This window comes from Azorhizobium oxalatiphilum, from assembly GCF_014635325.1.
Classification (GTDB): Bacteria; Pseudomonadota; Alphaproteobacteria; order Rhizobiales; family Xanthobacteraceae; genus Azorhizobium; species Azorhizobium oxalatiphilum.
The window spans coordinates 368897-393340 of the sequence record NZ_BMCT01000002.1; the positions used below are offsets into that span (position 1 = coordinate 368897).

Below are 24444 nucleotides of genomic sequence, written 5' to 3' on the forward strand. Positions count from 1 at the left end.
GCCGTGAGCCGATAGCCAAACGGAAACGGGGGAAGACAGTCCGATGAACGTGCTCCTGCTCGGCTCCGGTGGCCGCGAACATGCCCTCGCCTGGAAGCTCGCCCAGAGCTCCGGCATGGGTCAATTCTATGCGCTGCCCGGCAATCCCGGCATCGCGGAACTCGCCGAACCCGTGGAGGGCATCGCCCTCTCCGCCCACGACACGCTGGTCCGCTGGTGTCTGGACCATGCCATCGATCTCGTGGTGGTCGGCCCCGAGGCGCCGCTGGTGGCCGGCCTCGTGGACCGGCTCTCGGACGCCGGCATCGCCGCCTTCGGCCCCACCGCCGCTGCCGCACGTCTGGAAGGCTCCAAGCTCTTCACCAAGGAACTGTGCCGGGCCAACGGCATTCCCACCGCCGCCTTCGGCCGTTTCACCAAGGCCGAGGACGCCGCCGCTTATGTGAAGCACGAGGGTGCGCCCATCGTGGTGAAGGCGGACGGCCTCATGGCCGGCAAGGGCGTGGTGGTCGCGCAGACGGTGGAAGAAGCCATCGAGGCCATCGAGCAGGTGTTCGCGTCCGGCGGCGCCGAAGTGCTGGTGGAAGCCTTCATGGAAGGCGAGGAGGCCAGCCTCTTCTGCCTCGTGGATGGCGAGACCGTGGTGTCCTTCGGCAGCGCGCAGGACCACAAGCGCGCCTTCGACGGCGACCTCGGCCCCAACACCGGCGGCATGGGCGCCTATTCTCCGGCCAAGGTGCTGACGGCCGAGCTGGAGCGCGAGGCCATCGAGCGCATCGTGAAGCCCACCGCCAAGGCCATGGCGGATGCCGGCACGCCGTATCGCGGCATCCTCTATGCCGGCCTGATCCTGACCGCCGATGGGCCCAAGCTGATCGAGTACAACTGCCGCTTCGGTGATCCCGAGTGCCAGGTGTTGATGCCCCGCTTCACCGGCGACCTGCTGGAGACGCTGAACGCGGTGGCCCATGGCCGTCTCGCCGAGGTGTCGCTGACGTGGTCGGACGCCGCGGCGATCACCATCGCCTACGCCAGCCGGGGCTATCCCGGCGCGCACCAGACCGGTAGCGAGATCAAGGGGTTGGAGGCTGCTGCTGCGGTGGAAGGTGTGCTGGTGTTCCAGGCCGGCACCAAGCGTCTCGGCGCGCAGATCCTCTCCAACGGCGGCCGCGTGCTCAACATCACCGCCACCGGCCCGACGCTGAAGATCGCCCGCGACCGCGCCTATGAGGCCGCCGGCCTCATCGACTGGCCGGACGGCTTTTATCGCCGCGACATCGGCTGGCGCGCGCTCGGCTGACCCCTGACATTCGGGCGCGGCGCCTGCCTCTGGCGGGTGCCGCCTCTCCTGTGCGACCCTCCCGGTCAACGGCGCTCAAAGTCCGCAGGGAGGCCCCGATGCCCGATCTCGCCGATCTCTTTCCCGGCTTCGAAGCCCATAATGTCGATACGCCCGCCGGCCGTATCTTCGCGCGCTCGGGTGGCTCCGGCCCGCCCTTGCTGCTGCTCCATGGCTTCCCGCAGACCGGCGTGATGTGGCATCGCCTCGCCCCCACGCTCGCCGAGCACTACAGCCTCGTCATCCCCGATCTGCCCGGCTACGGCTGGAGCGCGGCGCCCGAGCCCGGCCGCGACCATGCGCCTTATTCCAAGCGCGCCATGGGGGAAGCGCTGGTGCGGCTGATGGAGCATCTCGGCCACGCCCATTTCGCACTGCTGGGCCATGACCGGGGCGCGCGGGTCGGCTACCGCATCGGCCTTGACCATCCCGGCCGGCTGGACCGCCTCGCGGTGCTGGACATCGTGCCCACCTCGGCCATGTGGCATGGCATGGACCGCAGCCGGGCCATGACCACCTATCACTGGATGTTCCTCGCCCAGCCCGCGCCGTTGCCGGAGACGCTGATCGGCAAGGACCCCGGCTTCTATTTCGACTGGACGCTGAAGAGCTGGACGGCGGACAAGGATCTCACCGCCTTCGATCCGCGGGCGCTGGCCCATTACCGCGCTGCCTGCGCCTCGCCGGACCATATCCGGGCCATGTGCGAGGATTATCGCGCCGGGGCCACCATCGACCTTGCCCATGACGAGGCGGACCTCGCCGCCGGCCGGGTCATCGACTGCCCGGTACTGGCGCTGTGGGGCAGTACCGGCATTCCCGCCAAGGGCGAAAGCCCGCTCAAGGCCTGGCAGGCCTTCGGCCCGAAGGTGGCGGGTGCGCCCGTGGAGGGCGGGCATTTCCTCGCCGAGGAGAATCCGGACGGCGTACTGAAGGCGCTCCTGCCGTTCCTGAAGGGCGAAGCCCCGGTCTGATCCTCCCCTGCGCTGCCATGCCGCGCCCGGCTGGCGGGGGCGAGACCCGAGGTCGCATGGGTTCCGGCAGGTTCCGGCCACATAGTTCAGCTTGGCGTCCGGGCGTGTGCGGTCAGGTGGGATCGGCGGCCGGTGCCGGATCGTTGGAATGGACGACATTACCCTTGCCCGCGCCTTTCACGTGCTGACGGTGCTGCACTGGATCGGCGGCCTCGCCTTCGTAACGCTGGTGGTACTGCCGCTCTCCCGGATGATGCCGGGCGCGCAGGGTGTCGCGCTGTTCGAGACGGTGGAGGCGCGCTTTTCGGGGCAGGTGCGCTGGTCGGTGCCGCTGGCGGGCCTGACCGGGCTCTGGATGACCCTGCGCATGGATCTTTGGGCGCGCTTTCAGGATCCGGCCTTCTGGTGGATGCATGCCATGCTCGCGCTGTGGGCGGCGTTCATGCTGCTTCTGTTCGTCATCGAGCCGCTTCTGCACCATCGGATCGCGGCACTTGCGCTCGCCGCGCCGGTGCCGGTCCTGCGGCGCATCAGCCTCCTGCACCGTGTCCTGCTCACCGTGACCGCGCTGACCGTCTTCAGCGCGGTGGCGGGCGCGCACGGACTTTTCCTTTTCTAGGAGCCGGATCGGTTCGGACTGACAATCCGAACCGGGGATCCGCCTCCAAAAGCTTTGATGGAGCCGCCACATGGCACGGACCGCACAGACCCAGCGCGCCTATACGGGCCCGGCCCTGTGGAGCCGAGGCTTCCGACCCTTCTTCCTCGCCGCCGGCATCTGGGCCGCGCTCGCCATCGCCATCTGGCCCGCCATACTGATGGGCCGGGTCACGCTGCCGACCGCTTTCGGGCCGGTGGATTGGCACGTCCACGAAATGCTGTTCGGCTATGGCGCGGCTGTGGTGGCCGGCTTCCTTCTCACCGCGATCCCGAACTGGACCGGCCGCCTGCCGGTGGCCGGCGCGTCGCTTGCGGCGCTCGCCGGGCTGTGGCTCGCCGGACGCATCGCCGTGCTGATGTCCGGTTCCATCGGCTGGACCGGCGCGCTGCTAATCGACTCGGCCTTCCTGCTCGCCTTCGCGCTGGTGACGGCGCGGGAGATCGTCGCCGGGAAAAACTGGCGCAATGCCAAGGTCGTTGGCATCGTCCTGATGCTGGCGATCGCCAATATCGCCTTCCATCTGGAGGCGGCATGGACAGGAAGCGCCACCTTCGCCGCGCGCGCCGGCATCGGCCTGCTGGTCCTGCTCATCCTTCTGGTGGGCGGCCGTGTGGTGCCGAGCTTCACCGGCAACTGGCTGGCCCGGCAGGGTCTCCCGGCCCGCCCGGTGCCCTTTGGTCGTCCGGACGGCGCGATCCTGCTTCTGGCCGCAGCCGCTCTGCTGGTCTGGATCGCCCATCCCGAAGGCCCGCTGACCGGCACTCTTCTGCTGTGCGCCGGCATGGCGAACCTCTGGCGGCTGGCGCGATGGCAGGGCTGGCGCACCCTTTCCGATCCGCTGGTGCTGGTGCTGCATGTGGGGTTCGCGCTGACGGCGATCGGCTTTCTCGCAGCCGCCGCCCACGCCTTCGCGCCATCCATGGTTCCAGCCGCGCTTGGTCTCCACATCTGGGCCATCGGCGGGATCGGCGGCATGACGCTGGCCATCATGACCCGCGCCACGCTCGGGCATACCGGCCGCGCGCTGCACGCCTCGCGGCTGACGGTCCTGATCTATCTGGCGATCGCCGCCGCCCTGCTGACGCGGGCCGTGGCCGCACTGCCCGTGCCCCATCAGATGCCGCTGATCCATCTCAGCGCGACCTTGTGGGTGATCGCCTTCGTGCTGTTCCTGATGTCCTACGGCCGGATGCTCTACCGCCGCTCCTGAAAGAAGGTCCGCAGCACCTCGGCCGCCTGCCGCTCGGCGATGCCGCCATAGACCTCGGGGCTGTGGTGGCAGGTGGGCTGGGAGAAGAAGCGCGGGCCGCTCTCCACCGCCCCGCCCTTCGGGTCCGGCGCGCCGTAATAGAGCCGGCGGATGCGCGAGAAGGAGATGGCCCCCGCGCACATGGCACAGGGCTCCAGCGTCACATAGAGATCGCAGGTGAGCAGGCGCTCGGCCTTGAGCTGTGCCGCCCCCGCCCGCAGCACCAGCATTTCCGCGTGTGCCGTGGGATCGGAGAGTTCGCGGGTGCGGTTGCCGTCGCGCGCCACCACCTGGCTGCCGCGCACCAGCACGGCACCCACCGGCACCTCGCCCCGCGTGGCGGCGGCGCGCGCCTCATTGAGGGCCATCTGCATGAAAGTTTCGCTCAACCTGCCCGCCCCCAAAGCGCGTGTTCGATCTGATTCCCCGCTATAATCTAGGGACGGAACTGCTCAGATTGAATTAACCGTCCCTTCCGGGCGCCCCGCCACGCCGAATCCACCCCGGATCGCGTTTCCTCATCTCGTCTCGCCGCGCGGATCGTGCTATCGCCGCGCATGCCTCGTACATCGCCTCCCCGCAAGGACAAGAACAACGTCCCGCGCGCCAAACGTGCCCTTCCCCGCCCGGCCCCCAAGGAGGCCGAGCGCATCGCGAAGGTGATCGCCCGCGCCGGCCTCGGCTCGCGCCGTGAAATCGAAGACTGGATCGCGGAAGGCCGCGTGTCGGTGAACGGCAAGGTGCTGGAATCGCCCGCCTTCACCGTGACCGCCACGGACGAGATCAAGGTGGACGGCCAGCCTCTGCCCGAGCGCGAGCGCACGCGCCTGTTCCTCTATCACAAGCCCAATGGCGTCGTGACCACCAACCGGGATCCGGAAGGCCGCACCACGCTGTTCGAGCTGCTGCCGCCCACGCTGCCCCGTCTCGTGTCCGTCGGCCGGCTCGATCTGAATTCCGAGGGCCTGCTGCTGCTGACCAATGACGGCGGCCTCGCCCGCGTGCTGGAGCTGCCCGAGACCGGCTGGCTGCGCCGTTACCGCGTGCGCGCCAAGGGCACGGTGGACCAGTCGCAGCTGGACGGCCTGATCAAGGGCATCACGGTGGAGGGCGTCGAGTACGGCTCCATCGAGGCGGTGCTGGACCGGGTGCAGGGCGCGAACGTCTGGATCACGGTGGCGCTGCGCGAAGGCAAGAACCGCGAAGTCCGCAACGTGCTCGGCGCGCTCGGCCTGCAGGTGAACCGGCTGATCCGTGTCTCCTACGGCCCGTTCCAGCTCGGCGACGTTCCCGAGGGCGGCGTCGAGGAAGTGCGCACTCGCATCCTGCGCGACCAGTTGGGCGATGACATCACCGCAGCCGCGCAGGCCGACTTCAATGGCCCGCTGATCGAGCGCGAGGAAGAGGACGTGCGCCCCGCCCGCGCCACCGCGACCGAGAAGCGCGCCGCACGTGCTGCGGAAGCTGCCGCTGAAAAGCCCGCGCGCGGCGCCCGGCGCGCCGTCCGCGAGGAGATCGACCCCGAGCGTCCGCCGCGCGTGCCGCTGCGCAAGCGCGAAGGCGAGCAGGACCGCAAGATCGTGCGTGTCGGCACGGTGGCTGATCGCAAGGGCCGCGAGATCAAGGTGGAGCGCAAGCTCGCCCCGCTGGCCGAGGACAAGCCCGCCCGCCGCCCCCGTGGCGAGCGTTCGGAAGAAGGCCGTGGCCGCGCTCCCGCCCGCGAGGGCAGCGAGGGTCGCGGCTCCGGCCGTTTCGCCCGTGGCGAAGGCCGGTCTTCAGAGGGCCGGAGCCGCGAGGATCGTCCCGAGCGTCCGTTCCGCGAGCGGGACGGCGCGGCGAAGTCCCCGCGCTTCAGCCGTGGCGGGGATGAGCGCCCGTCCCGTCCGCCGCGCGGCGATGCCCCGCGCCGGGGCACCCGCAGCGAGCCCCGTGAAGAGGCCGTTCCGCCCTTCCGCGATCGCATCGAGCGCAGTTCCTGGCGCGCCGACGAGGCGCCCGCCCGCGAGCGCTCCGAGCGCCCCCGGCGCGACCGTCCGGAGCGCGAGGGCAGCGAACGCCCCTTCCGCCAGCGCGACGACAGCCGCCCCGGCCGCGAGTTCAAGCCGAGGACCGGCGCGCCGCGCGGACGTGGCGCCCCCGGCGAGGATGGACCTGACCGCTCGGGCCGCAGCCCGTGGCGTTCGGACGAGGATCGTCCCGCCCGCGCCCGTCCCCAGCGCGAGCGTACCGAAGGCGACCGTCCCGCACGGGCCGGCCGTTCGGATCGCCCGCAGCGTGAACGTCCCGAAGGCGACCGCCCGCAGCGCGCCGGCCGTTCGGACCGTCCGCAGCGCGAGGGCAGCGAACGTCCCTTCCGCCAGCGCGAGGAGCGTGCGCCGGGCACCTTCAAGCCGCGTTTCGCCCGTGATCGTGACGCGGGCGGCGATGATGTCGGCTTCTCCGGCGCGGGTCGCGGTGGCAAGCCCGGCTTCAAGGCCGAAGGCCGTGGCGGTCCCCGTGGTGGCAAGCCGGGCGGGTTCAAGTCCGGCGGCCCGCGCGGCGATGGCCCGTCGAGAGGCGGTCCGGGTGGCGGTCCCGCGCGTGGCAAGGGTGGCCCGAAGGCAGGCGGCCCCAAGGGTCGCCCCACGGGCGGCAAGCCGGGTCCGCGTTCGCGCGGCTAAGGCATGCGCATCGTCGGCGGCAGGCATCGCGGGCGCCCATTACAGGCGCCCGCCTCCAAGGCGACCCGGCCCACGTCGGATCGCCTGCGTGAGAGCCTGTTCAACATGCTGGCCCACGCCTATGGCGATGCCACCGAGGGGGCCCGCGTGCTGGACCTGTTCGCCGGCACCGGCGCGCTCGGCCTTGAGGCGCTGTCGCGCGGCGCAACCTATGCGCTGTTCGTGGAAGAGGCGGCCGAGGCGCGCGGGCTGATCCGCAGCAATGTGGAAGCGCTGGGCCAGACCGGGGCCACTCGCATCTTCCGCCGCGACGCCACCAGCCTTGGCGACATGGGGCCGGGCACGGCCTATGACCTCGTCTTCTGCGATCCACCCTATGGCAAGAGCCTCGCCGAAGCGGCGCTGCGTTCCGCGCTGGCGGGCGGCTGGCTGACCCCGAACGCCCTCATCGTGGTTGAGGAGGAGGCCGGCGCCTTCACCCTCCCCGAAGGCTTCGAAGAAATCGAGCGCCGCCGCTATGACGACAGCGAACTGACCTTCCTCCAGCCGGTTGAGGCCTGAACCCCTGATCAGGCCGCCTGCGCCTGCACTGCGCCCCCGGCCTGCCGGATCACGGCCATGAAGGCCGCGTGCCCGGCCGCGTCATGGGCGAGCAGGCGCAGTTCCACCGGAAGCCCGGCATCCTGCTGCTGCTCGGCAAGAGCCAGCGCCGGCTTGCCTGCCATCGGCGGCCAGTAGGCCGTGATGGTGGCGATCTCGGCCAGCTGTTCCTCGTCGGCGCTCCACACCGGGTTCTCCATGAAGGCCAGAGCCGCCGCCGGAATCCGGATCTGCTGCGGGGCAGCCTGACGCTCCCGCGTGATGCGCGCGCCGATGGCCTCGCGCAGGCGTCCCGTCTCCGCGAACAGTGCGTCGGCGCTGACGGGCAGTTCGCCAGTCGGCAGGGTCTCGGCCAGAGACATGCGGAAGGCGAACAGGTCCGCTTCGCCGCCGTCCGCGGCATCGTCGGACCGCATCCCTCCGGTCAGCAGGTGCCAGAGGTCGCGCAGCCGGTCCAGCAGGCCGGGCCGCATGTCCTGGCGCATCTGTGCGCCCAGCTCACCCATGGCGTCGAGCTTCGCCGCCAGCCGGGCTTCCAGCAATTGCGTGCGCGCCTCACAGGCAGGCGCGGCCTCCGCCCAGAGCTGAGGAATGTCGTGTGCGGCCAACAGGCGGGAAAGAAGGGCGAGGGACTGTTCGGGAGGCGCCAGCCAGAAGGTGTCGGACACCACTGCTCCTTCTCGGAACGCGATACATTGTGCACCGCAGCAGCCTAGAAAGCCGCACTATCCCAGACAAGAGCCAATAAGTTTTGCCGGCGAATGATTGGGTCACGCCGATTGCGCGTCGAGCAGCTTGCCCAGCAGCACGGAGAGCTGCGCCCGCTCGCCGGCGGTGAGCACGGCCACGATCTTCTGCTGGTTCGCCACATGGGCGGACACCACCGTGTCGATCAGGGTGATGCCTCCTTCAGTGAGCGCCACCAACGTCCCGCGCCCATCGGCGGGATTGCGGCGGCGCTCCACCAGGGCAGCCTTTTCCAGCCGGTCGATGCGGTTGGTCATGCTGCCCGACGAGATCATCGCCGCCTCATAGAGATCGGTCGGCGTCAGCGCATAGGGCGCGCCACTGCGCCGCAGGGTCGCCAGAACGTCGAACTCACCCGGCTGGAGCCCGAAGGAGGCGAACAGCGGGTTGAGTCTGTCGCGGGAGATCACCAGCGCAGCCTCTCCCAGCCGCCCCAGCAGCACCATCGCATCGGTTGCCAGTTCCGGACGCTCCCGCGCCCACTGCTCCGCCGCCCGCTCCGCCCGGTCCATCGCGCACCTATCTTGACATCAAGATATATATCTCTACGTAGAGACTTATCTCGCAAACACTTCATCCGCAAGGCGGAAATGGGATCGCATGTCCTCTCTAGCCCCCAAAGTCATGCCGTTGGCCGGCCGGATCGCGTTTCCGGTGGCGGTGGTGCTGGTCGGCCTCAACCTGCGTCCGCTTCTGGCCGCCATCGGCCCGCTGGCGGATCCGATCCAGCGCGCCACGGGCCTGACCGACACCGGACTCGCCACCCTCACCACGCTGCCGGTCGCCTTGATGGGCGCCTGCCTGCTGGCGAGCCGGCATATCCGTAGCCGGCTCAGGGAAAAGACCGGGATCGGCCTCGGCCTTGCCCTCATTCTCCTCACCTGCCTCTGGCGCTGGACGGACACCGGAGGCGCCGGCCTGATCCTGTCCGCCGTGCTGGGCGGAATCGGCATCGCTTTGGTGCAGGCGTTGATGCCGGTGGTCATCCGGGGGCGAGCCGGGCCGGCCTCGGCCGGGCTCATGGGGCTCTATTCCACGGCCATCATGGGTGGGGCGATGATCGCCAGCATGGCCGCGCCCTGGCTGGAGCAGATGGCCGGCTGGGCCACCGGGCTCGGGATCTGGGCCCTGCCGGCCATGCTCGGCCTGCTGATCTGGGGCCGCACCCCGGACATGCCGGATACCGGCGCCTCCCAGCCGCCGCCGGTCGCGCATTCCGCTCGCGCCTGGCTCCTGCTCATCTTCTTCGGCCTCGGCACCGGCGCCTATACGCTGGTTCTGGCGTGGCTGCCGCCCTTCTACACACGGCTCGGCTGGTCCGCCCCGGCGGCCGGCGCGCTGCTGGGCCTGCTCACGCTGGCGGAAGTGGTCGCGGGGCTGGCCGTCTCGGTCTGGGTTGGCCGCGCGCCGGATCGGCGTCCCGCTCTGCTTGCGGCCATCGGCGCCCTGCTCGGCGGCCTGCTCATGCTGTGCCTTGCCCCACTGGCGCTGGCGCTTCCGGCGGCGGTGCTGAGCGGGCTCGGCATCGGCGCGCTGTTCCCGCTGGGCCTGATCATCGCCATGGACCATGGGGAAGGCGCGGGCGAGGCCGGCGCCATCGCCGGCTTCGTGCAGGGCGGCGGCTATGGGCTGGCCGCATTGCTGCCGCTGGCGGCCGGGCTGCTGCGGCAACATCTCGCCGATTTGACGCCGGCCTGGTGGTTGATGGCCGCTCTGTGCCTCCTCATGATGCTGATCGCCGTGCGCTTCCACCCCACCGATCGCATCCGCCTGTCGCGCACCCCGTAGGGACACCGGCCATGACCGCCTCGCACACCGGCCAGCCGGCGCCGGCCGCCGCCCCACGACAGGGGCTGGACATTCTCCTCACCGCCATCGCGCCTCTGATCTGGGGCAGCACCTATATCGTCACCACGCAGATGCTGCCCGCCGGCATGCCACTGACGGTATCCACAATCCGCGCGCTCCCCACCGGCCTGCTGCTGCTCCTGCTGGTGCGGCGCCTGCCGGCCGGCATCTGGTGGGTACGCGCCTTCCTGCTGGGCGCGCTGAATTTCTCCGTCTTCTGGTATCTGCTGTTCGTGGCCGCCTATCGCCTGCCCGGCGGGGTCGCCGCCACGGTGGGCGCAGTGCAGCCGCTGATCGTCATCGCTCTCGCGCGGGTCTTCCTCGGCAGGCCGGTGCGCGGCGCGGTGGTGCTGGCCGCCCTTGTCGGCATGGCCGGCGTGGCGCTGCTGGTGCTCACGCCTTCCGCACGGCTCGATCCTGTGGGCATCATGGCCAGCCTCGGCGGCGCGGTGTCCATGGCGTTCGGGACGGTGCTCAGCCGCAGATGGCAGCCTCCGGTGTCGGCCCTCACCTTCACCGCATGGCAGTTGGTGGCGGGCGGCCTGCTTCTGCTCCCCGTGGCCCTGCTGCTTGAGCCCGCCTTGCCGCCGCTCGATGCCCGCGCCCTCGCCGGCTTTGCCTGGCTGGGGCTGATCGGCGCGGGCGTCACCTATGTGCTGTGGTTCCGGGGCGTGGCGCGGCTGGAGCCCTCGGTGGTGTCTTCGCTCGGCTTCCTCAGCCCGGCCATGGCGGTGACACTGGGCTGGCTCGCGCTTCAGCAAGCCCTCACCGTGGCGCAGATGGCCGGCGTGCTGATGGTGGTGGGCAGCATCTGGCTGGTGCAGCGCTTCGAGCGCTCATCCCTCAGCGCCGGGCGAACAGCTTCTCCACGTCCGCCAGCGAAAGGGTGACGAACGTCGGACGGCCGTGGTTGCACTCGCCCGCATTGGGGGTGGCCTCCATCTCCCGCAGCAGCGCGTTCATCTCCTCCACCCGCAGGCGGCGGCCGGCGCGCACCGAACCGTGGCAGGCCATGGTGGCGGCCACGTGCAGAAGACGCCGCTCCAGAGGCAGGGCATCGTCCCACTCGGCCGCATGCTCGGCGACATCGCGCACCAGCTTGGTCACGTCGGCCTTCGACAGCAGCGCCGGCACCTCGCGCACCAGCACCGCGCCATGGCCGAAGCTCTCGACCACGAGGCCGAGTGCCTCCAGATCGGCGGCCCGTTCCACCAGCCGATCGGCCTCGGCGGGATCGAGATCCACCACGGCGGGCACCAGCAGCCCCTGCCGGCCGACGCCGTCGCGCTCCAGCGCGCCCTTCAGCTTCTCATAGACGAGGCGCTCATGGGCGGCGTGCTGGTCCACCAGCACCACGCCGTCGCGGGTCTGGGCGACGATATAGGTCTCGTGCAGCTGCGCCCGCGCCGCGCCCAGCGGCCGGTCGAGGTCGCCGCTGTCCGGCGCGATCTCGGCCGGGCGGGCGTCGGCGGCGGGCGGCCCCATGTCGAAGGTGGACTGCACGGCCATGGCGAAGCCGTCCAGCTCCGCGTCCGGCGCGGCGGCCGCCGCCGGACGGGCGATGGAAGCCCGCCAGTCATAGCCGCCCGCCGGCACGGGATCGGGCCGGTAGGTGCTGCGCAGCTGCGGCATGGCTGCGGCGGGGCGCGGCGGCTCCAGTTCGGGCGCGCGAGCCAGCGACACCAGACGGTCGGCCATGCTGGCCGCCGTGCGCGGCACCCGCTCGGCCAGCGCATCGGTGAGGGTACGCACAAGGAGCGCGCGTACATTGCCGCCGTCGCGGAAGCGCACCTCGGTCTTGGCGGGATGGACGTTCACGTCCACCTCGCGCGGATCGAGCTGCAGGAACAGCGCCAGCACCGGATAGCGATCGGAGGGCAGCAGGTCGGAATAGGCCGCGCGCAGGGCGCCCATGAGCAGCTTGTCCTTCACCGGACGGCCGTTCACGAACAGATATTGCGACAGGGAATTGGCCTTGGAGAAGGTAGGCAGGCCGGCAAGTCCGGTCAGTTCCACCCCGCCGCGCAGGCCGTGCACTGGAATGACATTGCGCCCGACTTCCGCGCCCAGCACGTCGGCCACGCGCGCGGCCCGTCCCGCCTCATCGGCGCTGCGGGCCACCCAGGTGATGGGCGGGCGCTCGTCGGTGACGAGGGTGAAGGCCGCGTCCGGCCGGGCCAAAGCGAGGCGGCGCACCACGTCCACCGCCGCCGCCGTCTCGGCGCGGTCGGATTTCAGGAATTTCAGGCGCGCGGGCGTGGCGAAGAACAGGTCGCGCACCTCCACCCGGGTGCCGCCATTGAGCGCTGCCGGGCGCGGCGGGGTGACGACGCCGCCCTCCACCCGGATCTCGAACGCATGCGGTGCACCCTTGGGCCGGCTGGCGATGGAGAGCCGCGCCACGGACCCGATGGAGGGCAGTGCCTCGCCCCGGAAGCCGAGGGTGGAAATGGAGAGAAGATCTTCGGTGGGCAGCTTGGAGGTGGCGTGGCGCTCCACGGCCAATGACAGCTCGTCGGCACTCATGCCGCCGCCATTGTCGGAAATGCGGATCAGCAGTCGCCCGCCGCCATCCAGAACCACTTCGATGGCGGATGCGCGGGCATCGAGCGCGTTCTCCACCAGTTCCTTGACGGCCGCCGCCGGACGCTCCACCACCTCGCCGGCGGCGATGCGGTCGATGAGCACGGGCGGCAGGCGGCGAATGGTCATGGGCGGACGCGACTCGGAGATTCTGGGAGCCGCAATCCTACAGGGGCGGACGCCCGCCACCTAGCCGAGGGCCTGTGGCCTGTGCATGGCGGGGATGAAACCGTCCGGATCAGAACGACATGGAATGGTCGGAGCCGGAATGGCGGTCGGGCCCGCTGTCATCGTCATCGTCGGTCTCGAAGACCTCGCGCAAGGCGGCGTCGATGCCGACGATGGTATACGGCTTGGGCACGCTGAGCGCGCCGTGGAAGCGCTCGGGAAAGCTCTGCGGGGCCACATGGCCGCTGCAGAAGATCAGCGGAATGCCCCGATCCGCCAGAATGTCGGCGGCGGAAAACACCACGTCCCCATGCAGATTCACGTCGAGGATGGCCGCATCCATCTGCGCCCTCTCGGCCAGACGCATGGCGTCACCGAGCGTGCCGGCCGGGCCGACCACGTCGTAGCCAAGGGCCTCGAGGTTGTCCTGAAGGCCGAGGGCCACCAGAAACTCGTCCTCGACGATCAAGATACGCTTTGCAGAACGACCCATGATCCAGATGCCTCAAATTCCCCCGTCAGCCATCTAACGGGGGAATCAGGACTCTGGTTCCGCTGGATAAGGATACCGTCGAACAATCCGTTCGAAGGTCAGTCGGTGCCTCAGTCCTTGGCGCGTTCCACGTAGGAGGCATCCGCCGTCAGGATGACGATGCGGGTGCCGGACGCCACGTGCGGGGGCACCATGGTGCGCACGCCGTTGGACAGCATGGCGGGCTTGTAGGAGGAGGATGCCGTCTGGCCCTTCACGGTCGGCTCGGTGTCCACGATCTCCAGCGTCACGCGCGCCGGCAGGTCGATGGCGATGGCGTTGCCGTTATAGGTGGAGAGCATGCATTCCATGCCTTCCTGCAGATACACGGACTGCTCGCCGACCACGTCCTTGGGGACCGCGATCTGCTCGTAATTGTCCGGGTTCATGAAGGTGTAGCCGTCGCTGTCCTCATAGAGGTAGGTGTGCGGCCGATCTTCCACATAGGCGCGCTCCACCTGCTCGGTGGTGCGATAGCGCTCGGACACCTTCACGCCGTCGGAGATGCGGCGCATGTCAAGCTGGGTGACGGGCGTGCCCTTGCCGGGGTGGATGTTCTCGGCGCTGAGAATGACGTAGAGCTTGTCGTCCATCTCGACGACATTGCCCTTGCGCAGAGAGCTGGCGATGACCTTGACCACGGTTTCTCTTCCTCAGACAGATTTTGGCGGCATGCCGCAAAGTTTGATCGGGGCGCAACATAGCGATCTTCTCGATTTGCGCCAGCCTCGGCCCGGTCTTTTCCGGATGTGCCCGTTCCGCCCCCGTTTCTGAGGCCCGGTTTTTAGGGTTCCGCAGCCATGCGCTTTTACCCCGACAACACTCCGTGGTGGTCCCGCGCACTCTACGCCGACCGCCGCCCCTTCCTGATCGCCCGCAACCGCATCATCGCGGCCATCCGCGCGGATTTCGACGCGCAGGATTTCGTCGAGGTGGAGACGCCGGTCCTCCAGCATTCGCCGGGCAACGAGGCGCATCTGCACGCCTTCGCCACCGAATGGCATCGGCCGGAGGGCGGCACGCTGCCCTATTATCTGCGCACCTCGCCGGAATTCTCCGCCAAGAAGCTGCTGGCGGCAGGCGAGCCGCGCATCTTCGAACTGGCCCGGGTGTTCCGCGACCGCGAGCGCGGCGCGACCCATCATCCCGAATTCACCATGCTGGAATGGTATCGCGCCAAGGAGCCCTATGAGGCGCTCATGACCGATTGCGCCCGCCTCATGGGAATCGCCGCCAGGGCCGGCGGCGTGCACGTGCTCTCGCACCGGGACCGCACCTGCGATCCCTTCGCCACGCCGGAACGCCTCACCGTCATGGATGCCTTCCGGCGGCATGCCGGCATCCACCTCTCGCCCTTCCTGGCCGGCCCCGGCACGGAGCCCGAGGCCGCGCCCTTCGCCCGCGCCGCAAAGGCCGCCGGCATCCGGGTCGCCGAAGACGACACATGGGCAGACGTCTTCTCCCGCGTTCTGGTGGAGAAGGTGGAGCCTCAGCTCGGCAACGGCGTGCCGACGATCCTGTGCGAATATCCCACCAGCGAGGCCGCCCTCGCCCGCCCCAAGCCCTCCGACACGCGCGTGGCGGAACGCTTCGAGCTCTATGCCTGCGGCGTGGAACTGGCCAATGCCTTCGGCGAATTGACCGATCCGGACGAGCAGCGCCGGCGGTTCGAAGTGGAGATGGACGAGAAGGCCCGCCTCTATGGCGAGCGCTATCCCATCGACGAGGGCTTCCTCACGGCGCTCGCCCAGATGCCGCCCGCCAGCGGCTGTGCGCTGGGGCTGGACCGGCTGGTCATGCTCGCCAGCGGCGCCCGGAAGATCGAGGATGTCCTATGGGCATCGGTAGAAATACGGTGACACCGTTTCGCCTCATTTTGCGATGCGTCAATGCCCGTTTCCGCACAGAGTCGAATGGTCGCACCCATCGACAAGCGGAGATCAAACAATGTCTATCGGCGTTTCCAAGGGCGGCCCGCTCGCTGCCGGCAACGGCGGTTTCGTGCGGCGCCTCATCGGCCCAGTCACCCTCCCCAATCGCTTCGACCTGACGGACGGCATGAATGTCCTGCGCATGGTCGCGGGGCTTTGGTACCTGCCGCACGTCTATCAGAAGCTTTCGGGGATCGAGGGCTCGCTGAAGTTCTTCGCCTCCGCCGGCCTTACCCCCGCGCCCCTGTTCCTCGGCCTCGCCATCGTGTTCGAGAGCCTGGCCTTCATCGGCCTGACGTTCGGCCTGTTCACCCGCTGGATCGGCCTCGTCTCGTTCGGCTGCATGGCGGTCGCGGCCTACGCCATCCTCCAGACCAAGGGCATCAACTGGTACTGGGCCAAGGGCGGCGAGGAATATCTGGCCTTCTGGGCCTTCGCCTCGCTGGCCATCGCCATCGATGCGTGGCGCAAGGAACAGGCGCTGGCAAAGTGAGCGCCGCCTGAATTCGGTCGGCAGATCACCAAGGGGCCGGACGGAGCAAGCCGTCCGGCCCCTGTCTTTTCTACACTGGCTCCGAAGGCAGCAGCGCCGCCAGCGGCACGTTCTCCGGCTCGTCCAGCGCGAACAGCACCAGTTGCTGCGCCCGCACCGGCGCGAAGCTGGTGCGGTGGTGGCGGCAGGGGCCGAGGCGCCGGAGCGCCGAGCCGTGTTCGGCCGTGCCATAGCCCATGTGCCGCTCGAACCCGTAACCGGGAAAGGCGGCGCCCAGAGAGGTCATCAGCCGGTCGCGCGTCACCTTGGCGACGATGGACGCCGCCGCGATGGATGCCACCAGCGCATCGCCGCCGATCACCATCTCCACTTCGCAGGGCATGGGCGGGCGGTCGTTGCCGTCCACGAACACCAGTTGCGGGGCGGACGGCAGGCCGTGCACCGCATTGGCCAGCGCCCAGAGGGTCGCCTGCCGGATGTTGTCGCGGTCGATGCGGGCCGGCGGCGCGAGGGTCACGGACACCTCGGCGGTGGCGTAGATCTCCTCGAACAGGGCTTCCCGCCGCGCGGCCGAAAGCTTCTTGGAATCATCGAGTCCAACAGGAATGCGCTTGGGGTCGAGCACCACGGCGGCGGCCACCACCGGGCCGGCCAGCGGCCCCCGTCCGGCCTCATCGGCGCCGGCCACGGGCGTAAAACCGTTCTTGTAGGCGGCACGCTCGCGCTTGAAGCCGAGGCCACCCTGCACCTTGGCCGTCCGTGCCGGACGCCCCGTGCGACTCACTTTTTCCGTCATGGGTGGAGATTGGTTCCCCTTGGGTCCGCTGGCAACGGGACAGCGCGCCGCGCGACAGGCAGGACGCAGTTTCAGATGTCATCGATAAGGATGCGGGATCAAGTCGGATGTGCCGGGATAGGTTGACCTCAGACCGGTGCCATCACCCAATCTGCCCCCGAAGAGTCGGCCTCTTCGTCTCTGCGCGATCAATGCGCTGGCGACGTTTGATGATTATCGCCGCAACAAGCCCATAGACGACTCGCGTAAGCACGCACCCCAACACCACAAACATAGATCCAATTATTATTTTGGACAAATTTATACCAAGTACAACCAGCGCCAACCCAACCACAAACATTGCCAACGGCAAAATATATGCAAAAGAAAGCCACACCACCACATAATAGATCATATAATCGACATGCGTAAACTTATCATTCATGAACCCCGCAAGCTGAAGCAGCTTCCGCAGGAACGGGGGCGCAAGAGGACGGTCCGGCGCGAGTCCGCTGCGAATACGCTCAAGGCGATCGCGGTACAGTTTCGCGATACTGCCCGCGCCAAGTGAAAAAATGGCGATAAACACAAGCCAATAAAGAGGTCCATCCACCGGGATGCCTGCAGCTCGCGCGACGAATGAGGTCATGATTAACGCGACAGGGTGGAATAAAACCATCGTCGCAACGAAAAACGCTAGATATTTTCCTCGGTCAGGATTTTCTCGAAAAGATTCGGGCTTAAGTCTCAGGAGCCGCGCAATGGCTTTTCCGCGCGGCGGCAACTTCTCATACTCGCTCTCAGACATCAGCCCCACCACACAAGGGCCGGCAAAGCCGGCGCTCACCCACTCATGCGCTTATTGAGCGCCACGGAGGCTATGCCATGATCTTCCCGATCGCTTCTCGGCCGTAAAGCCAAGTCGGCGCAGATTGGAATAATACCGACCTGCCGCGTCTAGACCCCGTTGAGGTGCGGCAGGTCAAATTATGGTGGAGACCGCTCGCACGAAGAATGGCGCGCAATCATCCGATCAAGACGACTGGAGTCGCCAATAGAGGCCGATCACCGATAGGACCGCGCCCCCGGTAAGTCCGGCGGCTCGATCAGATTAAACGGCGTGTCCATCGTTGTGCGGACAACCGTGTCGAGAACGCCTGCCAGAGTCGGCGTCGGCGATCCGCCCGCGCTGCACAAGCTTGACGGGGCGCCACCGCGCCGCCACTGATCCGCCGTCAGGTGGCGTTTTTATGGTACGGGATTGAACCGGACCACCCCGCCGGCATTGTCCCAAGCGGGGCCGTGGGAGCCCGGAGCCACCGGGAGGGCGACATGCGTCTGGACGACTTCCGACCGAGCGACAATGTGGAGGACCGGCGCGGCATGCGCATGCCCGGCGGCGGACGGGGTGGCCTCGGCATCGGCACCATCATCGTCGTTGGCCTCGTGGGCTGGGCGCTGGGCATCAACCCGCTCGTCCTGCTCTCCGGCCTCGAATCCATGCAGGGTGGCGGCAGCTATCAGCAAAGCGCGCCGCAGCAGCAGGGCCGCACCGGAGCGCCGGACGACCAGCTCGGCCAGTTCGCCGCCAAGGTGCTGGCCAGCACCGAGCAGGTGTGGACCGACATCTTCCGCGGCCAGGGCAAGACCTATCAGGATCCGAAGATGGTCCTGTTCACGGGTCAGGTGCGCTCGGCCTGCGGCGATGCCAGCGCGGCCATGGGGCCGTTCTATTGCCCCTCGGACCAGAAGGTCTATCTGGACCTCAGCTTCTTCCAGGATCTCGCCACCCGCTTTCGCGCGCCTGGCGATTTCGCCTCGGCCTATGTGATCGCCCACGAGGTGGGCCACCACGTGCAGAACATCACCGGCATCCTGCCCAAGCTCCAGCAGGCGCAGCGGCAGGCCTCCACCAAGCGCGAGGCCAACGGCATCTCCGTGCGCTCCGAGCTGATGGCCGATTGCCTCGCAGGCGTCTGGGCCTATCACGCCAACGAGCGCTACCGGGTGCTGGAGCCCGGCGATGTGGAGGAAGGCATCGCCGCCGCCTCGGCGGTGGGCGACGACCGTCTGCAGCGGCAGGCGCAGGGCACGGTGGTGCCGGACAGTTTCACCCACGGCTCCTCGCAGCAGCGCGTGAACTGGTTCATGCGCGGACTGAAGAGCGGCTCCATGCAGCAGTGCAACACCTTGCAGGGAGCCATCTGATGCCCGGCCTCGACGAGACGCGTCCGTTCGTTCCGCTCAACATCGCGGTGCTGACCATTTCCGACACCCGCACGCTGGCGGACGACCGCTCCGGCAACGTGCTGGCCGAGCGCCTCACCACCGCCGGCCACACGCTCGCCGACCGCAGGATCGTCACCGACGACGTGGAGGCGATCCGCGACGTGGTGAAAGGCTGGATCGCCGACAAGGCGGTGGATGTGGTCATCACCACCGGCGGCACCGGCTTCACCGGCCGCGACGTGACGCCGGAGGCGCTGGAGCCTTTGTTCGAGAAGCGCATGGAGGGCTTCTCGACGGTGTTCCACATCATCTCCTTCGCCAAGATCGGCACCTCGACCCTGCAGAGCCGGGCGACGGCGGGGGTGGCGAACGCCACCTACATCTTCTGCCTGCCGGGCTCGCCGGGCGCCTGCAAGGACGGCTGGGACGAGATCCTCGTCAACCAGCTCGACGTGCGCTTCCGCCCCTGCAACTTCGTGGAAATCCTGCCGCGTCTCGATGAGCACCTGAAGCGCGCCAAGGCCCAGGGCGCCACGGTCTGAGGAGGCGGTAGGCAGGAGGTTCGGCATTAATGCCGGACGCTGATGCCACAAAGCAACGTCATGGCCGGGCTTGTCCCGGCCATCCACGCCGGGCCGACAATGCAGACCTCGGAAGACTGATCTCAGTGGCACTGCGTGGATGCCCGGGACAAGCCCGGGCATGACGGCCTATTGCTGAATGCATGCCGCTCTGCGATTGCCCGGTGGGTCTCCTTAGACCGCCTTCTGCTTCGGCTTCGCACGGGGCGCGCGCGGCTTGCGCTCGCCCGAGGACGGCGGGCGGGCGGAGGGGCGCTCCGGCGGCGCGGCCGCTTTGGGCCGGATGCCGACGGCCATGAGGCCGGCCGGCACGAAGGCATTCAGCACCTGCACCGCGTTGAGCAGCCACAGGCCGATGAAGCCGTGCAGGAAGGCTTGCAGCGATCCCATCAGGATCACATGCACCGCCACGCCCCCACCCACCACGAAGGCGAGCGCGCGCTTCGGCACGCCGGCGCGCTGGATCGCCACCGCCAAAGTCCACAGGCTGAGCGGCACGAACAGCAGCACCGCCGTGAACAGACCGGGATTGTAGCGTCCCTCCACCAGAGCCGCGCCCATGTGGACACCCGCATTCACCAGCGGCACCGCCACGAAGCTGAGGCCGATGGCCGGCCAGCGGCGCGCGGTCAGCACGGACAACAGGCCCGCGATCCAGACCGAACCCACGTTCACCGCCGTAACGAAGGACAGGGGCACAGGGCAGGAGATGGCATCGCCATAGCCGAGCGTGCGGCACATGTCGGCGCGAAAGGCGTAGGGTTGCCCGAGCAGATCGACGCCATGCTCCTCGAACTGGTGCAGCAGATAGGCGGTGAACCCCAGCCAGATCAGCCACGGCAGATCGTGCCAGCGCGGGATGGCGCGGTTGGCCTGAAGCCCGTCGGTGGTGAGGAGAACGATCAGCAGGGCGAGCGCGGCGCCCAGTCCGATCCATGGCCAGATGATTGCGAACAACGGCATGCGGCGAGACTAGAGGGCGCGCTCCCTGAGCGGAAGCATCACCCCATCCCCATGGCCCGCTATACCCAATTTGCTTGAACAGCGCGCAAAAGCCGCATCTGATGGGGCGAGAAACATAGAGTGGGCAAAGCCCGCCGCGCGTCTCGGGAGAGCGCTTATGGCTTTAGTCTCGTCCGGGCCCAGCCCCACCCCTTCGGCCTTCGGCTCGCCGCCGGACGAGGACGGGCAGAACCAGACGCCGCCCTTCGCCGACTTCAACCTCGTCGGCCTCGACGGCCCGCTGCGCGGCGCACTGGGCGGACAGGGCCGGGTGCCGCCGGAGATCATGGCCTTCGGCGCCGAATGGGGCAGCCAGGACCGGCTCTGCCTCGGCCGCGTCGCCAATGAGAACCCGCCGCGCCTGAAGACCCACGATCCACGCGGGCGCCGGCTCGATCTCGTGGAGTTCCACCCCGCCTATCATGCCCTCATGGCGGCCAGCAGCGCGTCGGGCCTGCACAGCTCCACCTGGAATGGTGAACGGCATCGCGACCGCGCCGCCCGCCTTTTCATCACCTCTCAGGTGGAGGCGGGCCATGTCTGCCCGCTGACCATGACTCATGCGGCGCCTGCGGCCCTTGCCGCCGCGCCCGCGCTGAAGGCCGAATGGCTGCCGCGCATCACCTCGCGTCTGTATGACGGCCGCTTCCTGCCCTTCTGGGAGAAAAACTCCGTCACCCTCGGCATGGGCATGACCGAACGGCAGGGCGGCACCGACGTGCGGGCGAACACCACGCTCGCCTCACCCATCGGGGGCGAGGAATACGAGATCACCGGGCATAAATGGTTCTTCTCCGCCCCCATGAGCGATGCCTTCCTCGTGCTGGCACAGGCACCGGGAGGCCTTACCTGCTTCCTCATGCCCCGCTTCCGGCCGGACGGCGGGGTGAACGCCCTGCACCTCCAGCGCCTCAAGGACAAGCTGGGCAATCGCTCCAATGCCTCGTCCGAAGTGGAGTTCGACCGTGCCTTCGCCTGGCGGGTCGGTCCCGAGGGACGCGGGGTGGCGACGATTCTCGAAATGGTGCAGCTCACCCGCCTCGACTGCGCCGTCTCCTCCGCCGGCCTCATGCGCATGGCCCTCGCACAGGCCATGCACCACGCCCGGCACCGGATGGTGTTCGGCAAGCTGCTGCTGGAGCAGCCCGCCATGCGCGCCGTGCTGGCGGATCTGGCGCTGGAGAGCGAGGCGGCAACCGCCGTCACCCTGCGCCTCGCCGCCAGCTTCGATGGCGCGAGATCCGATCCGGCCGAGGCGGCGCGGGCGCGGCTGCTCACCCCGGCGGTCAAGTTCGCCGTCTGCAAGGCGGCGCCGGCCTATGTCTACGAGGCCATGGAGTCGCTCGGCGGCAATGGTTATGTGGAGGAGAGCGCCCTGCCCCGCCTCTATCGCGAGGCTCCGGTCAACGCCATCTGGGAAGGCACCGGCACGGTGGTGGCGCTCGATCTTTTGCGAGCGGCCTCCCGCGAGCCGGAAGCCATCCGCGCCCTCGTGACCGATCTGGCGGCGGAGGCGGGCGACCTGCCCGGCGTCGCCGGCACCGCGCAGCAGATTCTCGCCGATCTCGCCCATCCGCAGCCCGAGGCTTTGGCCCGGCGCGCCGCCGACCGGCTGGCGCTTCTGGCCGCGACCGCGGCTCTGGCGGCGAGCGCGCCCTCGGCCGTGGCGGACGCCTATGCGGTCACGCGGCTCGCCGCGCCGCGTGCCCTGTTCGGAACCAATGATGTGGCCGCGGCGGCCGAAATCCTTATGCAACGCGCTTTTGACGCGCCATGACCGGCGCGCGGCGGGGGACGCCGCACGCCGGTGCCATTGAAACGTGAGGCCGGCTTCGCTATAGGGGCCGACGACGATTCCGATAAGGCCAGTTGGCCACCCTTTGCCGTGGCAGCCGGCCCGCTTCAAGCGGGGCGGCTGCCGGTCATGCGGCAGAGACCATTCAAAGAGGCGTTCTGATGTCTTCAACGTTCGAGACCGTGGCCAACATCATCGCCGAGACGTGCGACATCCCGCGTGACACCATCACGCAGGAAAGCCATGCCATCGACGACCTCGGTATCGACAGCCTCGACTTCCTGGACATTGCCTTCGCCATCGACAAGGCGTTCGGCATCAAGCTGCCGCTTGAGCAGTGGACGCAGGAAGTGAACGACGGCAAGGCCACCACCGAGCAGTATTTCGTGCTCAAGAACCTCTGCGCCCGCATCGACGAGCTGGTCGCGGCGAAGACCGCCTGAGGCCGGGCCGAGCGAATGCGCCCCGAAGTCTTCAAGATGATCGACCGGGTCGTCTCCATCGACCCCGGTCTTGAGACCATCCATTGTCAGGGACTGGTCCCGCACGAAAGCTCCATCTTCGATGGACATTTCCCGGGCCATCCCATCATGCCCGGCGTGCTGCTGATCGAGGCCATGGCCCAGACCACCGGCTGGCTGGTGCTCGCCCGCAACCGCTTCGACAAGATGCCCTTCCTGGCCACCGTCAAGGAAGCGAAGCTGCGCACTTTCGTGCTGCCGGGCCAGAATCTCGACCTCTATTCGCACATCCAGCACGAGGGCTCCGGCTTCGTCGTGGCGCACACCAAGGCGCTGCTCGACGGCAAGCCGATCTGCAATGCCGAGCTGGTGTTCCGCGTCCTGCCCTGGCCGGAAGGCAAGATGAAGGACGTGGTGCTGAAGGTGGCCGGGCACGTGGAATTCCCCGTGGCGGATTTTACTGATGCATGATGACAAGCGGCCGGGCCAACGTGACGTCTGGATCACCGGCATCGGCCTCGTCTCCTCGCTTGGCGAGGGGCTGGATGCCCACTGGGCGGCGCTGAACGGCGGCTCCGCCCCCGTGACCGACGCCGAGCGCTTCGCGCCCTATCTGGTGCATCCGCTGGTCAAGCTGAACTACGACCAGCAGATCCCGAAGAAGGGCGACCAGCGCCAGATGGAAGCCTGGCAGCGGATCGGCACCTATGCGGCCGGCCTTGCCCTCGATTCGGCCGGCATCGCCAAGACGCCCGAGATCCTCGGCCATACCGACATGATCGTGGCCGCCGGCGGCGGCGAGCGCGACTTCAAGGTGGATGCGGAGATCCTCAACGATCTCATGGTGTCCAACGACTGGGGCCGCTCGCTGAACGAGCGCCTGCTCTCCGACCTGCGCCCGACCCTGTCACTGGCCCAGCTGTCCAACCTGCTGGCCGGCAACATCTCCATCGTGCATGGCGTCACTGGCTCCTCGCGCACCTTCATGGGCGAGGAAAGCGCTGGCGTTGATGCCACCCGGGTCGCCTATTCGCGCATCGCGGCAGGCCAGAGCGAGATCGGCCTCGTGGGCGGTGCCTACAATGCCGAACGCGAGGACATGCTGCTCCTCTATGCGCTGAACGACCTCTGCATGACCGGCAGCTTCCGCCCCGTGTTGGGCGATGAGGCCGCGCCCGGCATCCCGTCCGGCTCCATGGGCGCCTTCCTGGTGCTGGAATCGCCCGAGCACGCCACGGCGCGCGGCGCCAAGCCCATCGCCAAGCTCTCCGGCGTGTGGTCCGAGCGTGCCCGCCGCACCGAGGACGGCACGGTGGCTGCCACGGTCAGCAAGTTGCTCGCAACCGCCGGCACCGCCAGCGGCACCGCCGTCTATTCCGGCGCCACCGGCGCACGGGGCGCGACGGAAGCGGAAGGCGAGGCACTGAAGGCCGCCGGCCTACCCGTGCGCGTCCTTGCCAACCGCATCGGCCACGGCTTCGAGGCGCAGTTCCCCGCCATGCTCGGCCTTGCGGCGCTCAGCCTGTCGCACGGCGCGGCCATCGCCGCAGCCCCGACCTCTGCGCTGGAGACGGCGCAGGTTGGCCCGCTGGAGCGCGTGGTCGTGACTTCCGTCGGCCATTGGCGCGGCGAAGGCGCGGCGCTGGTGGAGAAGGCCGGCTGATCCGGACCTGAAGCTTTCCGGCTTCAGACAAAGATTTGCAGTCGCCCGGCGGATTTTCCGGCCGGGCGGCTTCGTTTCCGGGGTGAAATATCGCGCGGGCGCATTAGGTTTGGGCCACGTCCTGCCCGAGCCGCTCGGGCCTGCTCAGATCAG

General features: G+C 68.6%; 25 protein-coding genes. 16 read left to right on the forward strand and 9 right to left on the reverse strand.

From position 1 onward, the window contains the following. The first annotated feature begins 43 nt into the window (after positions 1–43). The 4 genes from purD to IEW24_RS10265 all read left to right on the forward strand — a co-directional run bounded on the left by purD (position 44) and on the right by IEW24_RS10265 (position 4184). Positions 44–1300 (forward strand): phosphoribosylamine--glycine ligase, encoded by a 1257-nt coding sequence (gene purD, locus IEW24_RS10250; RefSeq protein ID WP_188578109.1) that lies wholly within the window; start codon positions 44–46, stop codon positions 1298–1300. A 98-nt stretch (positions 1301–1398) separates the two neighbouring features. Beyond that, positions 1399–2313, forward strand: coding sequence for an alpha/beta fold hydrolase (locus tag IEW24_RS10255; protein WP_188578111.1), 915 nt, complete (start codon positions 1399–1401; stop codon positions 2311–2313). A 148-nt stretch (positions 2314–2461) separates the two neighbouring features. Then, positions 2462–2932 carry a hypothetical protein gene (locus tag IEW24_RS10260; RefSeq protein WP_188578113.1) on the forward strand — a complete coding sequence of 157 codons (471 nt, stop codon included), beginning with the start codon at positions 2462–2464 and terminating at the stop codon, positions 2930–2932. Between the two features lie 70 nt (positions 2933–3002). Further along, positions 3003–4184 (forward strand): NnrS family protein, encoded by a 1182-nt coding sequence (locus IEW24_RS10265; protein WP_188578115.1) that lies wholly within the window; start codon positions 3003–3005, stop codon positions 4182–4184. Here IEW24_RS10265 and IEW24_RS10270 read toward each other — a convergent pair. Further along, positions 4169–4597 (reverse strand): nucleoside deaminase, encoded by a 429-nt coding sequence (locus IEW24_RS10270; RefSeq protein ID WP_373870050.1) that lies wholly within the window; start codon positions 4595–4597, stop codon positions 4169–4171. The genes IEW24_RS10265 and IEW24_RS10270 overlap by 16 nt on opposite strands. Positions 4598–4780: 183 nt before the next feature. Here IEW24_RS10270 and IEW24_RS10275 point away from each other — a divergent pair, with 183 nt between their 5' ends. Together IEW24_RS10275 and rsmD are read left to right on the forward strand one after the other, a co-directional pair. After that, positions 4781–6883 (forward strand): pseudouridine synthase, encoded by a 2103-nt coding sequence (locus IEW24_RS10275; protein ID WP_188578119.1) that lies wholly within the window; start codon positions 4781–4783, stop codon positions 6881–6883. 3 nt (positions 6884–6886) lie between these two features. Further along, on the forward strand, positions 6887–7444 hold the full coding sequence (gene rsmD, locus IEW24_RS10280) for a 16S rRNA (guanine(966)-N(2))-methyltransferase RsmD (RefSeq protein WP_188578121.1): 558 nt from the start codon (positions 6887–6889) through the stop codon (positions 7442–7444). 8 nt (positions 7445–7452) lie between these two features. Here the strand turns inward: rsmD and IEW24_RS10285 are convergent, their stop codons facing one another. Together IEW24_RS10285 and IEW24_RS10290 are read right to left on the reverse strand one after the other, a co-directional pair. Next, positions 7453–8151, reverse strand: a complete 699-nt coding sequence (locus IEW24_RS10285) for a hypothetical protein (protein WP_188578123.1) — start codon at positions 8149–8151, stop codon at positions 7453–7455. A gap of 102 nt (positions 8152–8253) precedes the next feature. Further along, complete coding sequence (locus tag IEW24_RS10290) at positions 8254–8742, reverse strand: MarR family winged helix-turn-helix transcriptional regulator (protein WP_188578125.1); 489 nt, start codon at positions 8740–8742, stop codon at positions 8254–8256. 88 nt (positions 8743–8830) lie between these two features. On the opposite strand from IEW24_RS10290, the gene IEW24_RS10295 reads away from it, so the two are divergent. Both IEW24_RS10295 and IEW24_RS10300 read left to right on the forward strand, forming a co-directional pair. Then, positions 8831–10018 (forward strand): MFS transporter, encoded by a 1188-nt coding sequence (locus IEW24_RS10295; RefSeq protein ID WP_188578126.1) that lies wholly within the window; start codon positions 8831–8833, stop codon positions 10016–10018. Between the two features lie 11 nt (positions 10019–10029). Beyond that, the gene (locus IEW24_RS10300) at positions 10030–10968 is read left to right on the forward strand and encodes an EamA family transporter (protein WP_188578128.1); all 939 of its coding nucleotides are present in this window, start codon (positions 10030–10032) and stop codon (positions 10966–10968) included. On the opposite strand, the gene mutL is transcribed toward IEW24_RS10300, so the two are convergent. The 3 genes from mutL to efp form a co-directional block, all read right to left on the reverse strand. Then, the gene (gene mutL / locus IEW24_RS10305; protein WP_188578130.1) at positions 10922–12790 is read right to left on the reverse strand and encodes a DNA mismatch repair endonuclease MutL; all 1869 of its coding nucleotides are present in this window, start codon (positions 12788–12790) and stop codon (positions 10922–10924) included. The genes IEW24_RS10300 and mutL overlap by 47 nt on opposite strands. 109 nt (positions 12791–12899) lie before the next feature. Next, positions 12900–13322 carry a response regulator gene (locus IEW24_RS10310; protein ID WP_188578132.1) on the reverse strand — a complete coding sequence of 141 codons (423 nt, stop codon included), beginning with the start codon at positions 13320–13322 and terminating at the stop codon, positions 12900–12902. Positions 13323–13432: 110 nt separating this feature from the next. Further along, positions 13433–14002 (reverse strand): elongation factor P, encoded by a 570-nt coding sequence (gene efp / locus IEW24_RS10315; protein ID WP_188578134.1) that lies wholly within the window; start codon positions 14000–14002, stop codon positions 13433–13435. A gap of 159 nt (positions 14003–14161) precedes the next feature. Here efp and epmA point away from each other — a divergent pair, with 159 nt between their 5' ends. Both epmA and IEW24_RS10325 read left to right on the forward strand, forming a co-directional pair. Beyond that, positions 14162–15220, forward strand: a complete 1059-nt coding sequence (gene epmA / locus IEW24_RS10320) for an EF-P lysine aminoacylase EpmA (RefSeq protein ID WP_188578136.1) — start codon at positions 14162–14164, stop codon at positions 15218–15220. 88 nt (positions 15221–15308) lie between these two features. After that, complete coding sequence (locus tag IEW24_RS10325; protein WP_210324176.1) at positions 15309–15785, forward strand: DoxX family protein; 477 nt, start codon at positions 15309–15311, stop codon at positions 15783–15785. Between the two features lie 70 nt (positions 15786–15855). On the opposite strand, the gene rnhB is transcribed toward IEW24_RS10325, so the two are convergent. After that, on the reverse strand, positions 15856–16581 hold the full coding sequence (gene rnhB / locus IEW24_RS10330; protein WP_188578137.1) for a ribonuclease HII: 726 nt from the start codon (positions 16579–16581) through the stop codon (positions 15856–15858). A 142-nt stretch (positions 16582–16723) separates the two neighbouring features. Further along, on the reverse strand, positions 16724–17368 hold the full coding sequence (locus tag IEW24_RS10335; RefSeq protein WP_188578139.1) for a hypothetical protein: 645 nt from the start codon (positions 17366–17368) through the stop codon (positions 16724–16726). Positions 17369–17892: 524 nt separating this feature from the next. Between IEW24_RS10335 and ypfJ the strand changes: the two genes are divergently transcribed. Further along, positions 17893–18768, forward strand: a complete 876-nt coding sequence (ypfJ, locus tag IEW24_RS10340; protein ID WP_188578141.1) for a KPN_02809 family neutral zinc metallopeptidase — start codon at positions 17893–17895, stop codon at positions 18766–18768. Then, positions 18768–19331, forward strand: coding sequence for a molybdenum cofactor biosynthesis protein B (gene moaB, locus IEW24_RS10345; RefSeq protein ID WP_188578143.1), 564 nt, complete (start codon positions 18768–18770; stop codon positions 19329–19331). Before ypfJ ends, moaB begins: the two co-directional genes overlap by 1 nt. A 213-nt stretch (positions 19332–19544) precedes the next feature. Here the strand turns inward: moaB and IEW24_RS10350 are convergent, their stop codons facing one another. After that, complete coding sequence (locus IEW24_RS10350; RefSeq protein ID WP_188578145.1) at positions 19545–20333, reverse strand: HXXEE domain-containing protein; 789 nt, start codon at positions 20331–20333, stop codon at positions 19545–19547. 157 nt (positions 20334–20490) lie between these two features. On the opposite strand from IEW24_RS10350, the gene IEW24_RS10355 reads away from it, so the two are divergent. From IEW24_RS10355 to IEW24_RS10370, 4 genes are all read left to right on the forward strand, one after another. Then, positions 20491–22149, forward strand: a complete 1659-nt coding sequence (locus IEW24_RS10355) for an acyl-CoA dehydrogenase family protein (RefSeq protein WP_188578147.1) — start codon at positions 20491–20493, stop codon at positions 22147–22149. Between the two features lie 179 nt (positions 22150–22328). Beyond that, positions 22329–22610 (forward strand): acyl carrier protein, encoded by a 282-nt coding sequence (locus IEW24_RS10360; protein ID WP_188578149.1) that lies wholly within the window; start codon positions 22329–22331, stop codon positions 22608–22610. Positions 22611–22625: 15 nt separating this feature from the next. Beyond that, positions 22626–23099 (forward strand): 3-hydroxyacyl-ACP dehydratase FabZ family protein, encoded by a 474-nt coding sequence (locus IEW24_RS10365; protein WP_188578152.1) that lies wholly within the window; start codon positions 22626–22628, stop codon positions 23097–23099. Continuing rightward, the gene (locus IEW24_RS10370) at positions 23092–24291 is read left to right on the forward strand and encodes a beta-ketoacyl-ACP synthase (protein WP_188578154.1); all 1200 of its coding nucleotides are present in this window, start codon (positions 23092–23094) and stop codon (positions 24289–24291) included. The genes IEW24_RS10365 and IEW24_RS10370 overlap by 8 nt, the downstream gene beginning before the upstream one ends. Positions 24292–24444 lie beyond the last annotated feature (153 nt).